This window comes from Nostoc sp. DSM 114159, from assembly GCF_053470285.1.
In genome coordinates this window covers 4,382,023-4,397,041 of the sequence record NZ_JBPFEH010000001.1, presented here as the reverse complement: position 1 = coordinate 4,397,041, position 15,019 = coordinate 4,382,023, and the positions used below count along the sequence as shown (strand labels likewise).

The 15,019-nt window shown below is 40.7% G+C and carries 12 protein-coding genes and 1 pseudogene; 7 read left to right on the top strand and 6 right to left on the bottom strand.

Annotation, left to right across the window (positions count from 1 at the left end; all coding sequences use genetic code 11):
* Positions 1-157: 157 nt before the first annotated feature.
* The gene (locus ACR5KR_RS18165; RefSeq protein WP_448267445.1) at positions 158-2,449 is read right to left on the bottom strand and encodes an amylo-alpha-1,6-glucosidase; all 2,292 of its coding nucleotides are present in this window, start codon (positions 2,447-2,449) and stop codon (positions 158-160) included.
* 725 nt (positions 2,450-3,174) lie between these two features.
* Here ACR5KR_RS18165 and ACR5KR_RS18160 point away from each other — a divergent pair.
* The 3 genes from ACR5KR_RS18160 (at position 3,175) to trpE (ending at position 7,465) form a co-directional block, all read left to right on the top strand.
* Entirely contained in the window at positions 3,175-5,184 is a 2,010-nt protein-coding gene (locus tag ACR5KR_RS18160; RefSeq protein ID WP_448267444.1) for a DICT sensory domain-containing protein, read from the top strand.
* A gap of 225 nt (positions 5,185-5,409) precedes the next feature.
* On the top strand, positions 5,410-5,835 hold the full coding sequence (locus tag ACR5KR_RS18155; RefSeq protein WP_445631130.1) for a photosystem I reaction center subunit II PsaD: 426 nt from the start codon (positions 5,410-5,412) through the stop codon (positions 5,833-5,835).
* 94 nt (positions 5,836-5,929) lie between these two features.
* Complete coding sequence (trpE, locus tag ACR5KR_RS18150; protein ID WP_448267443.1) at positions 5,930-7,465, top strand: anthranilate synthase component I; 1,536 nt, start codon at positions 5,930-5,932, stop codon at positions 7,463-7,465.
* A 638-nt stretch (positions 7,466-8,103) separates the two neighbouring features.
* Here the strand turns inward: trpE and ACR5KR_RS18145 are convergent.
* From ACR5KR_RS18145 to ACR5KR_RS18135, 3 genes and pseudogenes are all read right to left on the bottom strand, one after another.
* A pseudogene (locus tag ACR5KR_RS18145) lies at positions 8,104-8,334 on the bottom strand (hypothetical protein).
* Between the two features lie 69 nt (positions 8,335-8,403).
* On the bottom strand, positions 8,404-8,616 hold the full coding sequence (locus ACR5KR_RS18140; RefSeq protein ID WP_445631133.1) for a high light inducible protein: 213 nt from the start codon (positions 8,614-8,616) through the stop codon (positions 8,404-8,406).
* A gap of 514 nt (positions 8,617-9,130) precedes the next feature.
* On the bottom strand, positions 9,131-9,292 hold the full coding sequence (locus ACR5KR_RS18135; protein ID WP_448267442.1) for a hypothetical protein: 162 nt from the start codon (positions 9,290-9,292) through the stop codon (positions 9,131-9,133).
* Between the two features lie 79 nt (positions 9,293-9,371).
* On the opposite strand from ACR5KR_RS18135, the gene ACR5KR_RS18130 reads away from it, so the two are divergent.
* The 3 genes from ACR5KR_RS18130 to ACR5KR_RS18120 all read left to right on the top strand — a co-directional run bounded on the left by ACR5KR_RS18130 (position 9,372) and on the right by ACR5KR_RS18120 (position 11,406).
* Positions 9,372-10,334 carry an orange carotenoid protein N-terminal domain-containing protein gene (locus ACR5KR_RS18130; RefSeq protein ID WP_445631134.1) on the top strand — a complete coding sequence of 321 codons (963 nt, stop codon included), beginning with the start codon at positions 9,372-9,374 and terminating at the stop codon, positions 10,332-10,334.
* Positions 10,335-10,364: 30 nt separating this feature from the next.
* Positions 10,365-10,520 carry a hypothetical protein gene (locus ACR5KR_RS18125; protein WP_448267440.1) on the top strand — a complete coding sequence of 52 codons (156 nt, stop codon included), beginning with the start codon at positions 10,365-10,367 and terminating at the stop codon, positions 10,518-10,520.
* A gap of 193 nt (positions 10,521-10,713) precedes the next feature.
* Positions 10,714-11,406, top strand: a complete 693-nt coding sequence (locus tag ACR5KR_RS18120; RefSeq protein ID WP_448267438.1) for a hypothetical protein — start codon at positions 10,714-10,716, stop codon at positions 11,404-11,406.
* Positions 11,407-11,824: 418 nt separating this feature from the next.
* Here the strand turns inward: ACR5KR_RS18120 and ACR5KR_RS18115 are convergent, their stop codons facing one another.
* Positions 11,825-12,280: a nuclear transport factor 2 family protein gene (locus tag ACR5KR_RS18115; RefSeq protein ID WP_448267437.1), complete on the bottom strand. Its 456-nt coding sequence runs from the start codon at positions 12,278-12,280 to the stop codon at positions 11,825-11,827.
* Between the two features lie 154 nt (positions 12,281-12,434).
* Between ACR5KR_RS18115 and ACR5KR_RS18110 the strand changes: the two genes are divergently transcribed.
* Complete coding sequence (locus ACR5KR_RS18110; protein WP_445631138.1) at positions 12,435-13,022, top strand: Uma2 family endonuclease; 588 nt, start codon at positions 12,435-12,437, stop codon at positions 13,020-13,022.
* Positions 13,023-13,024: 2 nt separating this feature from the next.
* On the opposite strand, the gene ACR5KR_RS18105 is transcribed toward ACR5KR_RS18110, so the two are convergent.
* Complete coding sequence (locus ACR5KR_RS18105) at positions 13,025-14,959, bottom strand: type I restriction enzyme HsdR N-terminal domain-containing protein (protein WP_448267436.1); 1,935 nt, start codon at positions 14,957-14,959, stop codon at positions 13,025-13,027.
* Positions 14,960-15,019: the final 60 nt, after the last annotated feature.

The window sequence follows — 15,019 nt, the reverse complement described above, 5'->3', positions numbered from 1 at the left end:
GCAGGCTAATAATTCGGTTGCAACGGACTGAAAGAAACCCTAGAGTTGATGCAAAAGTTATCTGCGGCTGCTTAATTTTGACATTATGTCACTGAGCAATCGCACTAAATCATAAAATAGGGAGTAGGGAATTAATTTACTACTCCCTACTCTCTTTCTAAGCTTCAATAACTACCCGCAGATTGCCGCGTTTTTTCGCAACGCGACAAGCAGTCGTAGTCCCAGAACGCTCGAATTCCAAATCGAGGATAGTGGGGCCGACTCGCAAATTATGAAATGACAGACGATTAATCGATTCTGGCAAAGCGGGGTCGATGATTCGCAAGCAGTTATTTTGAGCGTCAGGCACCAAGTTGACCATCATTTGTAGTAATTGGAAAACACTACCCGTAGCCCAAGCTTGGGGAGTACACGCAACTGGATACTGCACAGGAGCATTATCACCGTTCCGTTCGTAACCGCAAAAAAGTTCTGGAGGTCGTTGATAGGGTTGCTGCTGAGTCATGTCAAATAAACCTTGGAATATTTCTAAGGCTTGATCGATAAGACCGAGCGATCGCAATCCCATTGCAATCAAAGCGTTATCATGGGGCCAAACCGAACCAATGTGATAACCCATCGGATTATAAGCAGGTGACAAACTACTTAGAGTCCGAATGCCCCAACCATTAAACATATCAGGTGCTCGCAACCGTTCTGCTACACTATGAGCTTTTTCGTCTGTGAAAAGTCCCAAATGCAGACAATGACCAGGATTTGAGGTAATACTGTCTACTGGCTTACCTTCTCCATCCAAAGCCAGGGCGCAGAAATCTTGATCTTCTACCCAAAAATCTTGATTAAACCGAACCTTAAGATTTCTCGCCTCTTCTTGCCAACGATCTGCCAAATCAAGCCGCTTCTTCATCCTAGCTATTTCTGCTAGGCGTATTTTTGCAGCATAGACGTAAGCTTGCACCTCACAGAGAGCAATTGGGCCGTTGGCTAATTCTCCCTTACGGTCTACAATACAGTCGCCAGAGTCTTTCCAACCTTGGTTAACAAGACCGCGTTTGGATCTACGGAAATAGCTGAGATAAGTGGTTTCTTTGGTATTGCGATCGATCCACTCCATTGCCGCTAGAGCATTGGGCCAAAGTTGCTCTAAGAGTTCTCCATCGTGAGTCCAAGCATAGTGTTCGGCATAGAGCATCAGCCACAAGGGAGTGGCATCAACTGTACCGTAGTAAGGTGTATGGGGAATTTCTTGACAACGAGCCATTTCTCCCAAACGTAACTCGTGCAAAATCTTACCCGGTTCTTCTTCGCGCCATTCGTCGTCAATTTTACCTTGGTATGTCGCCAGTAATATCAGAGTTTCCTTGGCGATTTGCGAGTTTAACATCAGGCTTTGAGAAGCTGTAATCAGCGAATCTCGCCCAAATAATGTCGAAAACCAAGGTACTCCAGCGGAAACAGTCTTATACTTACCAAAAGACTGGCGCAACAAATACATATCTTGTTCAGCCCGCTCAATCACTCGATTGAAGGTACTCTTATCTGAGCTAATGCGAGTAATTTGTTGTACCCAGTGTTGCTCCTCCATCCACTCAGCAGCTTTCGCTTGTCCTAAAGTGGTGGCGGCGCTCACGGTTGAACTGGACTGGTTGTTTCTCAACATATTCACTCGGTAGCCCAGCTTTTGAGTTTCGTGAGAAGCCAACTCTAGCTGCCAAACCGCAGTGTAACCTTTGAAATTGTCTGGTTGGTGATGCTGGAATAAAATTCGGGATTCCATCACTGAACCATCCAAACCTTGATAGGCGAGTGTTAAGGATTCTTCTCTATAGGCAGATGGCTCTTTAGGTACTGGTGCAACACCATCGACGCGATCGGATGTTCCTTCCTCAGTCGTCGGTTCTACTAGGCGTAAAAGCCGACCTCGTTTTTCTCTGTCATAGCCACGGACTTCAAATAAATCAAGAAAATCCGCATCAAAACTAATACTTAGTTCAAAATTTACAGTGGTTGTGCTGTAGTTAGATACTTCTATTTCTTCAAATAATGCTCCATTCAGCACGATTTCTCGGCGAATTCCGATAGTCTCGGCTTTGAGGCGTTCGTCGATTCTGGGGTTGGTACACAAAACTGAGAGTGCAAAACCTTTTTCAGCAGTACTACTGAGGAGTACAGGCGATCGCCCTTCAATTTGCACTTCCAAGCGACTAAGAAATCTCGTATCACAACAAAACAGTCCCATACTGGGATTGCCATCGTTAAGGGAACAGCCAGAAATATTCCCGATAGTATCTGTCACAAAAAATAAATCATCATCTTTAACCGTTAGTGTCGGTTGCGATCTTTCACTCACAACACAAGGCCACTCCGGGATCGGTAATTGTTCGGCAGGAATAAAAGTTTTTCCATCCAGAAAAATTTTTTCTGGGGTGATTAGCGTATCCGGTGTCATTAGACAAAGTTCCGTGTACAGGTCTATATTTTTGTGGTCTTTTGAGTATAAGTCTCTTACCCAAGAGGCAGAATGAAAGAATAAATACCCTTTTGCTTTGAGACAGAGCAACTAAATTTATTTAGGTCGATAAAAGAAAGATTTGTGTCTCGACACGTAGTTTAAACAAAAAACAGCGTATCGTAGAGAGACACAAAATTTTAAATAATCTTTGATATTTGATTAGACTAATTTATGATAATTAATTGATTAAGTTTAATCAACATTAGTGATTAAGTTATGTAAATATTGCAGTCATGATTTTTGGCTAAGAAAATTTATTTAGCAAGCAGAAATCAACGTCGGCAAAGTAGGCAATGTCTACGATAGGCTATTTTACCAACGTATGGACTATAAATCGATCGTCGGTGGTTATTAGCGGACACAGTAGTTAAAACCATACAATAATTAATGTTTTAGTACTTATTCCCGAAAAAATTTACCTGTACAAGCAAAAGCATCAGTTAACCTGAATGTATATTGGGCGTAATAGGTTGTCAATCAGTAAATCAAGTGTACCCACGCCCCTTAATTAGTAACAAAGTGTTGCGACTAGCTTTGGCGAAAAGCGCTTTTTAGCGTTCTTTACATATTGCAACTATCTATTTAACTTGAGAGTCCCTTGAAATTTGTACAATGCAGCTGTGACGTGGATCTGATCGAGGTTGAGCGTTTAACAATAATTCATGAGCATTTCGACTTCTGTGCTGAGTGATCTGCTAAAGTCCCTACCCTACTTGCGGCCCCAGCTATATTTTAAGGCTTCACTAACGGCGCTCTCCCACGCGATGGAAGATCAAGTTTTGGCTGCGACTTTAGCGAAACCCCTTGTAATTGCTAGTTTCCAGCGAGAGCGATTCTACCGCCAAGAAGCTCATCGCTACCAGCGACTTGCTTTGCGAAGTAATCAAATATACGTATTATCTGCTCCAGAAACGGATTTTGCCAACAGTTCGGAACACTATGAAAAAGTGGCTTTTGAGGCAACGGATGGCTTAAGTCAGGAGTGGCATTTGGTAGTGATTGCTGACAATTATGCTACTTGTTTGGTTTGCCGAGAAAACCTTGGTTCTCTTGCCAAAAACAACCAACTACCGGAACTAAGCCCTAATTTGGATATAGACACAGCCCGAAGATTTGAGGGAATTTGGACATCAGAAAGGGGAGTTAGCCTCAAAGCCGCCGAATTGTTGTTAAATAGGGTTTTGGTTTATAGACCAGAACTGACAAGTAAAATTCAACAGGCACGTCAGAGGTTTGGCATTGGCGAACCGCGAAACTACTCTGGAACCGAACAGGTAAACGAGTACGCCTGTGACATTGATACAGATCCCTTTGTGCAGCGCTTAGTAACTTATTTGCAAGCTAGTCAGTACAAATTGCACAAAGCTTACCGTTCTATTGCTGCCCAAGCACGAAAAGAGCGATTAGTCAACTCGATTAGTACTGCGATTCGGCGATCGCTCGATCCTCATGAAGTTCTCCAAGTGGCGGCACAAGAATTAGGGCAACACCTAGAAGCTTGTCGCTGTTTAATTTACCGCGCTCAAGCTACAGATAGCCAAGCGATAATTGAACACGAGTTTTTGACCCCTGGTATCTTATCTGTTTGCGGACAAACCTGGGAGTTAGAGAAAAATTCCCTATTTCGGGACATCGTAGAACTTGGCGAAGGTGTTTGTGTAAGCGATACGCTCAGTGACCCCCGCGTTACCAAATCGCCAGGACTTTCTACCATCGCCAAAAAGTTTGCCATTCGTTCTTGGCTGATGGAACCAGTATTTTATCAGGGGCGATTATTAGGGATTGTGGAGTTACATTACTGTCGGATGCCACCCCACGAATGCCAACCTGGAGAATTGGATTTGGTAGAAGCGATCGCTACCCAAGTAGGAGCAGCTCTCATTCAAGCGGAAGCTTACGCTAACCTAGAAGAACTTAACCAGCAACTAGAAGCTCTAGACCGCACCCGCAGCAACCTCATAGCCATCACCGGACACGAACTGCGTACTCCCCTATCCACAATTCAAGTGTGCCTAGAAAGTCTCGCTAGTGAGCCGGATATGCCCTTGGAATTGCAGCAGGTGATGCTCAACACCGCTCTTTCCGACTCGGAACGGATGCGAAAACTGGTACAAGATTTTCTGACACTTTCAAACTTGGAAAGCGGCCGAGTGGAATGGCATCCAGAATCCCTCACCTTACAAGAATGCGTGGATTTAGCACTCAGCCGAAATCGCACGCGTTCCTCAACGGAAAAGCCGCCCCAAATCAAGACTCAAATTGCTGAAAACCTACCTTTAGTAAGAGCTGACGGTGATTGGCTAGTCGAGGTACTGGCAAAACTCATAGACAATGCTTTGAAATTTACGCCACCCCAAGGAGAAATCACGATTAAAGCGATTGACAACAGCCGTCAAATGGTCGAAGTGACTATAGCTGATACTGGACGCGGCATTGAACCAAATCGTTTAGAAGTAGTTTTTGACCGCTTTTATCAAGAAGAGGGATCGCTGCGCCGCACCACCGGCGGAACTGGACTTGGTTTAGCAATTTGCCGTCAAATTGTTAATGGCTGGGGTGGGCAAATTTGGGCAGAGTCAACTGGCAAAGACCAGGGCAGTCAGTTTCACTTCACCATCCCGATTGTTCGGAGTAGCCAAGAGGAAAAGCGGACAAAAGTCAAGAGTAAATAGGCAGGGGGCAGAGGAGCAGGGGGCAGGGGGCAGAGGAGCAGAGGAGCAGAGGAGAAATAATAACTCCTAACTCAGCACTCCTGAAGAGTATGGGGCATTGGTTTTTAACAAATGACAAAGAACTAAGGACAAATGACTAAAAACTGTTACAGTCTATAACGCGATCGCAATATGATCCTGGTTGCGATGTTAGGATTCCCTAAAAACGTTGAGAGAATAGACTTTATGGCAGAAACACTCTCTGGACAAACCCCGCTATTTGCTGGTAGCACTGGTGGCTTGCTCACAAAAGCAGCAGTCGAAGAAAAGTACGCTATCACTTGGACTAGCCCGAAAGAGCAAGTTTTTGAATTGCCTACAGGTGGTGCTGCTGTTATGCGGAAAGGTGAAAACCTGCTGTATATAGCTCGTAAAGAATATGGCATCTTTTTGGGCGGTCAGCAACTCCGAAAGCTCAAAATCACAGATTACAAAGTTTACCGGATTTTACCCAACGGAGAAACTACCTTACTTCACCCAGCTGATGGTAACTTCCCTGAAAAGGTAACTGAAGGTCGTGACAAAGTGCGTTATGTAGACCGTCGGATCGGACAAAACCCCAGCCCCTCTAAAGTTAAGTTTAGCGGTGTTACTACCTACGACGCTCCGTAACTAACTGTTAGTCGCTAATGGGTAATTAGTAATGGGTAATTGGTAAATAAAAACCCATTACCCATTACCAATTACCATTTACTTTTGTAAAATAATGATTTTTCCGGATTTCTCCCAGTTTTCTACCCTAGCGCAACAAGGCAACTTCGTCCCGGTATATCAAGAATGGGTAGCGGACTTAGATACGCCCGTATCTGCTTGGTATAAAGTCTGTGCGGGTCAGCCTTATAGCTTTTTGTTGGAATCCATCGAAGGTGGGGAAAAACTGGGACGCTATAGTTTAGTGGGCTGCGATCCGGTGTGGGTTTTGGAAGCAAGGGGCGATCGCACGACTCAGAAAAACCGCGATGGTTCGCAGGTGGTTTTTGCTGGCGACCCTTTTACAGCTTTAGCCGAATGTTTAGCACCTTATCACCCAGTAAAATTACCACAGCTACCGCCAGGAATTGGCGGTTTGTTTGGGTTTTGGGGCTATGAATTGATTCAGTGGATTGAGCCGCGTGTGCCCATTTATCCACCAGATGAGCGGAATATCCCTGATGGATTGTGGATGCAAGTAGACCACTTGTTGATTTTTGATCAGGTGAAGCGGAAAATTTGGGCGATCGCTTATGCTGATTTACGCGACCCGAATGTAGATTTAAAAGCAGCATATCAACAAGCGTGCGATCGCGTCACCCAAATGCTCGAAAAACTATCTCTACCCCTATCGCCAGAAAAAACTCGATTGGAATGGAATCCGCCAGGGAGCAGAGGAGCAGGGGAGCAGGGGAGCAGGGAGCAGGGAGCAGAGGAGTATAAGAGTAATTTTACCCGCCCTGATTTTTGTGCCAGTGTAGAGAAGGCGAAAGATTACATTAAAGCAGGCGATATTTTCCAAGTAGTAATTTCCCAGCGACTATCAACAACATACACAGGCGACCCTTTTGCCCTTTATCGGTCGCTACGTCAGATAAATCCTTCGCCTTACATGGCTTACTTTAACTTCCAAGATTGGCAAATCATCGGTTCTAGTCCGGAAGTAATGGTGAAAGCCGAAAGCGATTCTGATGGTGGAGTAATAGCAACGGTACGCCCAATTGCTGGGACGCGTCCGCGAGGTAAAACTACGAAAGAAGATGCCACCTTGGCTCAAGATTTACTCCAAGACCCCAAGGAAGTTGCTGAACACGTGATGCTTGTGGATTTAGGGCGGAATGATTTGGGGCGTGTTTGTCAAAGTGGTAGCGTCAAAGTCGATGAATTAATGATGGTTGAACGCTACTCCCATGTAATGCACATTGTTAGCAATGTTGTGGGTAAATTAGCAATTGGTAAAACAGCATGGGATTTACTAAAAGCTTCCTTCCCCGCAGGTACGGTAAGCGGCGCACCCAAGATTAGGGCGATGGAAATTATCCACGAGCTAGAGTCTAGCCGTCGTGGTGTTTATTCCGGCGTGTATGGGTATTACGATTTTGAAGGACAATTAAATACTGCGATCGCAATTCGCACGATGGTAGTGCAAGATGGTACTGTCAGCGTACAAGCCGGTGCAGGTTTGGTAGCTGATTCTGAGCCAGAGAAAGAATACGAAGAGACGCTGAATAAAGCTAGAGGTCTATTAGAGGCGATTCGTTGTTTGCGTTGAAGTAGTGACTGAAAAAGGGAATAAGGTAAAGGTTAGAGAGTAGAGATTATTTTCTGTAACCTGTCACCTCTCCCCTAACCCCAATCCTTTTTACTACCTGTATGGCTTCTCTCCCATACAATTAATTGCACACTGGTTTTTGTTGCTTAATTGTAAAACTAGGCTTGATATAAGTACAGTAACAGTTCGATCTGCGGTATGAGAATCCAGACCAGACTTTAAAAGTTGATATACCAATACCCTTCTATTTTGAATTACATAGGTTTTACTTTGAACAGCAAGATGTTTGGAAACAATTTGTGCTACTTCTAAGCCCACGTATCCACAATAGCGCGACAAATTGGGAAGCTTTATAAATCCAATCAACATCAAACTTTTTCCAAAGCTAAATAGAGTTTTTTAAACTTATTGAAAATTTAAAAGAAGTCTTGGTATCCAAATCCAAGACCTCTGTTGAAGTTACTACACATTAGAAACGAACAAAATTAGAGCTAATTTGTAAACTCAAGTAAAGTACTTGTTTAATAAGGGTTTCAGTAATTTAAGTCAATCCAGCACTTATTGGCTGAAACTCAGACCTAGTAATGAGTTGAGTACCCTTAAGATTTTCTTTACGAATCAGCTCTTACTCATCCTAATTAGTTGAAGTAAATCGCCCAAATAATTCCAGTTACTCCTATGGCAATTAAAAGGTTAGTGAAAAATCTGCCGAACTCAATTTCTTGTCTCAGTCCTTTGTCATCTTGACCGACAGTAAAAAACAATCACCAGGCTTGATTTGCATTAATAATCTCAAAGTTGTTGAAATCAGGTCTAAAAACAACGAGTCCAATTAAATCTTTTTTAGGATAATCAAAATCAGTTTTCATAAGTAAGTTTGCCTCTAAATTGCTTTATTCGTCAAGTGAAGAAAATTAAGAAATCTCAAAGTGTCTTCTTCAAAAGCTGGTTAGCCATCCAACCAAACCGTGTCCGGTGATAACTTCCACAGCTATGAGTGAAACAAAAGCAATCATTGCCAAACGCCCATTGAGTTTTTCGGCATATTTTGTGAATCCTATCGGTGGAATTTCATCAACATAAACTTTGGGTTCAAATGCAAATCTGTTGAGTTTACTGCGTTCGTTAATGGTAAAACCTTTACTTGCCATTTTTGACTGTTTGTTTTTGCTTTCTGTAAACGAATATTAAATATTGTAAATATTTTTGGCAATTGCTTGACATGAAAATAAAAGTAGTAATAACCGTACTAGATGAGTAGGGTATTTCGGATGTATATGAGAACTAGGCGTGTCTACAGTCGGCTCAATACAGTTCGGTTAAAGCAAGAGACGCGATGAATCGCCGATTATTGTAGAGACGGCGATTCATCGCGTCTTTGTAATGATTTATCGCATCTTTGCGAGCCAAAATTTTCATCAAAAAATCTTAACCGAACCATATTGACGCTTGTGATGCTCGATAGCGCATAGGTTCAGCTAAGGATTATGGAAATCCTATGCACACAAAAGTACTAATTGCATTAAATTAACATCAGTAAAATTTATATTTTTAATAAGTAGAAATTATCGGTAGATAGCTGAGAAAGTATTGCTTATTTGTAACGAACTTGTTATGTTTCTTTACATAAAGAAACATAAACACCAGCAATGCGTTAAACCACTGTTAATCAAGGCTTTCTAAATAACTATGCAGTTGAGCCTGCAAAGTGCTTTGCCAAGTATCTAAACTCAACGGCAACAGCATCACTATGCCTTTATTAGAACTATCTATGTCTACAACAGGCTTTCTAGTGATGTAAAAACTACTGAGTGCCTTTATTAACACTTAAACGCATTTTTCCTCGGTCTTTGCACATTTAATTTTTCACATTCGGTAGAACTGTAATTTTTTTGGAATTTCTGCTATGTCTTTTACCATCCAGTCGGCTCAAAGTATTTTTCCCGGCACCCTAGTTGCTGATGTTGTTCCAACCGTTGTCGAATCATTCTCTAAGCTCAATGCTGAAGATCAACTAGCATTACTTTGGTTTGCTTATACCGAGATGGGTAGAAGTATTACAGTTGCCGCTCCTGGAGCAGCCAACATGATCCTTGCACAAGGCTTACTCGAACAAATTAAGCAGATGCCTTTTGAGGCTCAAACGCAAGTCATGTACGATTTGGCTAACCGTGCTGACACTCCTCTGTGCCGTTCTTATGCATCCTTCACCGTGAATATCAAGTTGGGCTTTTGGTATCAGTTAGGAGAATGGATGGCTCAGGGAATCGTTGCTCCAATCCCACCAGGTTACAAGCTTTCTTCTAAAGCTGCCAATGTCTTACAAGCCATCCGCAATGCAGATTCGGGTCAACAAATTACCATCCTACGTAATACCGTAATTAGCATGGGATTCGATCCGAATGCTCCTGGTAGTTACAAAAAAGTTTTAGAGCCGGTAGCTCCTCCCACTGCACCAGCATTTCGGACTAAAGTCACCATTGAGGGCATCGACAATCCTACGGTACTTGGCTATATCAACAACATGAATGCCAATGACTTTGATGCTGCGGTTTCTCTGTTTACCTCCGAAGGTGCTTTGCAACCTCCCTTTGAAAGACCAATTGTTGGTCAAGACGCAATTCGTGCTTATATGCGTGAAGAATGTCAGGGATTGAAGATGCTTCCAGAGCGTGGTGTATCTGAGCCTGTGGAAGATGGCTATACCCAAGTTAAAGTTACAGGCAAAGTCCAAACCCCTTGGTTTGGTGCCAGCGTAGGTATGAATATTGCATGGCGCTTTTTGCTAGATCCTCAAGGTAAAATCTTCTTTGTAGCGATTGACTTGTTGGCTTCTCCAAAAGAACTGCTGAACCTAGTACGTAAATAGAGGGCTAGATTAGTTGCTGCTTAAGCGTCGATGAGTGAAGGAGCAATCGCTACCTCACCACGCTTAAGCAAAAAAACTGATAGCGCCTTATTTGGTATCTTCATGTTGCGATCGCTATTGAAAACAACCGATTTTATCAAGGAACGCAGGAGGCAGAGGGCAGGAGCAAAACTGCCCGGTTGTTGAGCGACTTGCCCTGAGCGTAGTCGTTGGCGTGGTCACTGAGCTTAGTCGAAGTGCAGCCTCTCCAAGAGTTGGGAGTCGAAACACTGTTTCCTACCGCGACCAAAGGGAACTCTTTACTTGTTTATATTTAAATAACAATATATCTTTGGATAGAGTAATAATTTATTCATCTACCAAGGGTAATAGATTATCAATGACTTTTTTCAATTCCTCTGAGCCGCTCCTGCGTGAAAAACAGCAAGAGCTAGATTTTCAAGATATTCAAGGTCTAGTCTGTCTCAACTACCAATTTGGAAATTTCATCCTCTTTTCAAAGTTTTATACTCGCGTCGATCAAGCATTTATTCTCTGGGGACTAATTTCATCTGGAATTTTTGTAACCGCACAGTTTCTGCCCATTAGCTGGAGTAGCCAAGCAATTTTGTGGTCAGTGCTTACCTTATTCGGTGCATTTGGGATGGTAAGTTTAACTTGGTTTTGGGCAACTGTAGAACAGCTACGCTGGGTTGTTTATAGCTGGGCGATTTTAATCTTAATGGGTTTAATCTTGACCGATCTGAGCATTTTTTTGGGATGGGGAGAGGTGTTGATCCGTTTGTGTCCACTGTGGTTAGGATTAAGTGCCATCGGTTACTTTTGCACCGGAGTAGGAATGCGTTCGCGCACATTTATTTTAATGGGATTTATTCATTTGCTGGGAATCTTAGTTTTACCTTACTGCGGTGTCATGCAGTTTCTCTCAACAGGGCTAATTATGACCGTTAGTTTACTGTTACTAGCAGAATTACAATGGGATATGCAATCTTCAAGTGATTACAGCCAATTAACACCACAACAAAAGCAGTTTAACCAAGTACAGTCTCAACGGCGTCAAATGACTAGCTAAAGTTATAAAGAATTAAAATCTTGCTTTAGACAAGTTTGTATAAACAATATAGCTATATCTCTAGGCTAGCTAGTGTTTATACTTGGGAGAGAGAGTTTTTCACTCAACTGTTAGCTATTCTATGTTTATGAAAACAGACAGCACTGTATGGGTGTTATGCCGCTGTGGCCCAATATCAAACATCGAAGATGAGCGATGACAGATGTTTGGACAGTGTAAATCAATAAAAATCCTTGACGGTGTGGAGTTTTTGTCGCTTCCTCCACCTTATTATCACTGAAGGGAAGGTGAAATTCTTCATCAGAGCGGTCTAAGGTGATTAACGTCTTGTGTTTTTTACGTTACAAGTTAGTTTTGAAACTCCAATATCCTTGATTCAAAATAAATTAAGGATACTGAAGTTTCAAGACTAATGTAACTATCTGTTAATTGGCGTTTGTGTGTCAAAATACTCACGCCAACGACTAATTTGACTGTCTTTGAAATCTACAACAATTACGTCATCAGCTTGATTACGGCGACCTGTCGCTTTTTCTGTATCTTCGTAGTACCATTCTACTGCTGCCTGATTTGCTCCCATAATAATCCGTTGGATGTCTATTTTAATATCTGAATACTGTTGTTTAAAATTGGCAAGTCCTTCTCGAATTCTTTCTTGTCCCCGCCAGCATTGACCAGGCACGATTAATTCTCCATCAATCGTAAACAATTGTGCAAGAGCATCGACATCTTGAGCGATCCATGCATCTCTAGCTTTTTCTATCAATATCTGCATATCTTGTTGGTTCATAGACTGACTGGCAAATAAAGGTGTGCTAAAAGTTAAGCTAACAAATATAGTTCCTAACACTAGCCATTGAGATAACCAAAGCATCTAGATTTTTCTACCCTCTAAAGTATCGAGCTTATAGAGCCTTAGTAAAATTTAACCAGAAGTTGTTTGCATTGCGATCGCTCTCCATAATCTCTTGGCAGCGATCGCACCCCACACAGCACTACACTAGAAAGTAAGATGCTCAGAATAGCCTATGAACGCCACGACAACCACTTTCCCTTCTACACTCAAATTGAAAATTGACTTAACTGATGAGCAATTTTTCCAGATGTGTCAGAAAAATAGTAATTATAGATTTGAGCGTACAGCATCAGGGGAAATATTAATTATGCCACCTACAGGTAGTGATACTGGCAACCGTAACTTTGATATGGTTGTTGAATTAGGAATCTGGAATAAACAGACTAAATTAGGCAAAGGTTTTGACTCTTCAACTGGTTTCACCCTACCTAATGGCGCAGAACGTTCTCCTGATGTTTCTTGGGTGAAAATTGAGCGATGGAATGCTTTAACCCCAGAACAACAAGAAAAATTTGCCCCAATTTGTCCTGATTTTGTAGTAGAGTTGCGTTCTCGTACTGATTCCTTGAAAGAATTACAAGAGAAAATGCAGGAGTATATCGAAAATGGTACTCAATTAGGCTGGTTAATCGATCGGAAAAACAAGCGAGTGGAAATTTATCGTCCAGGTAAAGATGTAGAAATATTAGACAATCCTACTAGTTTATCAGGAGAAAATGTACTACCTGGGTTTGTGTTAGATTTACAGCAAATTTTGTAATTTTATTGATTAGGATAGATATAGCGCATTTCAAAACGACTTTGTTCCCAAAGTGGAATTAAAGCTTGTTTAGCAGCACTTAACTGAGCTTGTGAAAAAGATATTTTACCATTTTCTATAATCCAAATAAATATCCGAGTGATTAAATCTGCTTTGAAACTATTTTCGTATTCACTATTATTTATTCTTACTACTTGCCGTTCTAAGCAATCTATAGCATATTTAAAAGTTAAATTTTTCCAGTCTGTGGAATTGCTATAATTTTCTTCTGGTGAATTTTTCCACTCAACTCGCCGCAAATTTCCGAAAATATAGTCTATGCCTATTATGGAAGAATCTGTGTTACGCACTAAATTTGTATAAGCTTGGTAATATGGTTTCAATAGTGAAGCTGCAATATTTTCCACATAGATATGTAGCCAAGATTGGATGTCACGAAGATAAGGTACTAAATCTATAATATTATCAATTTCTTTAATCAGCGCACATTCTCTTGTGTCATTTGTTATTTTTGCTAGCAATTCAGCTTCAGATAATTGAGAATTTTCTGAATAGTAATTAATAACCTTGGGAATATATTTATCTAATAACCACTGTTTGGTATATCTAGCTGTCCAAGTTCCTCGTACTCCAATATCTTGCTGCCACAAGCCAAATTTAGCTATTTCAATAGATTGTAAATTGATATCATTTAGTTCGTAGATTATATTAACTTGATTGCTTGGTAATAAGGATAAATCTCTGTTAAATTTTGGGAAGAAAAATGTATGATCGCGAATTCCTCGACTCACTTTAATTGATATATTTTCTCTATGAAATAGATGCCATTCTGACTTACCTTTCTTATAATCAAATTCCTTAGCGAACTGCTGCATCAACTCCCATAACTCTTGTCTGACAGAAAATAGCATAAAACCGCGAACTTCTGAGAACTTTACAAATTCAAAATCCCATGTTTCTAGAGCATTCTCAAATTCCATTATTAAATTTTGATATTTCTGACAAATTTCATCAACACACAAACACAAGTCTATTGCTTCTAACTTTGATAAAATGACTGTTATTTGACCCAAATTTACTGTAAAACTATCTTTATCTATCTGTTTTAAAAAACGACGACACCCCCAATCTGGTTGAGTGTGCAATCCCGTCATTAATTGACCTAAAATATCTTGATTATTTAAGTGAATTTTTAAACCTTTAAAAAGAATACTACTGAATTCTATTTGACAATTACCTTCTCCAAAAGCTTTGGGTAAATTACAGGCGATCGCTACTTTTGGTTTAACAACAACTAAGTGGCAGCCTTCTAGTGTAATAGAAGGCTCAAAATCAGATTTTTCTAAAAAATACTGTAAATCTGGATGGCGTATAATTAATTTTTCTATTAAGTTATATTTAGAATATGTCAAAATATCGTCTGTATTTTTATCGATATTTTTAACTACATTAAAATTGAGTTTATTATAAAACTTGGAGGCAATATCGTTATTTTTAAAAGCATCTATATTTAGATCGAATACTAATTCTTCTTGATTATAATCTAGGCGCTGAAAAACCTTAATTTCATATCCATTGGTGAGAATAAAAAATAGTGTGTTAAAATGATTACTATAAAATTTAGCTTGCTCAATAGCTCTATTTAACTTAGTTGTATGCGGTTCTATCACTTCTACAAAAATGAGTGATGTATCTGTATTTTGTTTCTTAACATCATCTGTGGCAAAATAAATCTGAGCAATTTCTGGATTTTTAGTGTGTATTTCTGATTGATATGTTTTCAAAGAGTATTCACGATGACATCTCTCTGGATAGCAGAGATAGTGAAACATGGGCAAAATCAACTTTTCTTTGATATCATCTTCATTCTGTAAAACACGACGATCAAAACCTTGTATCCATGTAATGAATTTTTTAATTGACTCTGGAATAGTCATCAGATAATCTACCTGCTTGTATAAATTTGCTATGCCTTATTTTGTTCGTGTAATTAGCAA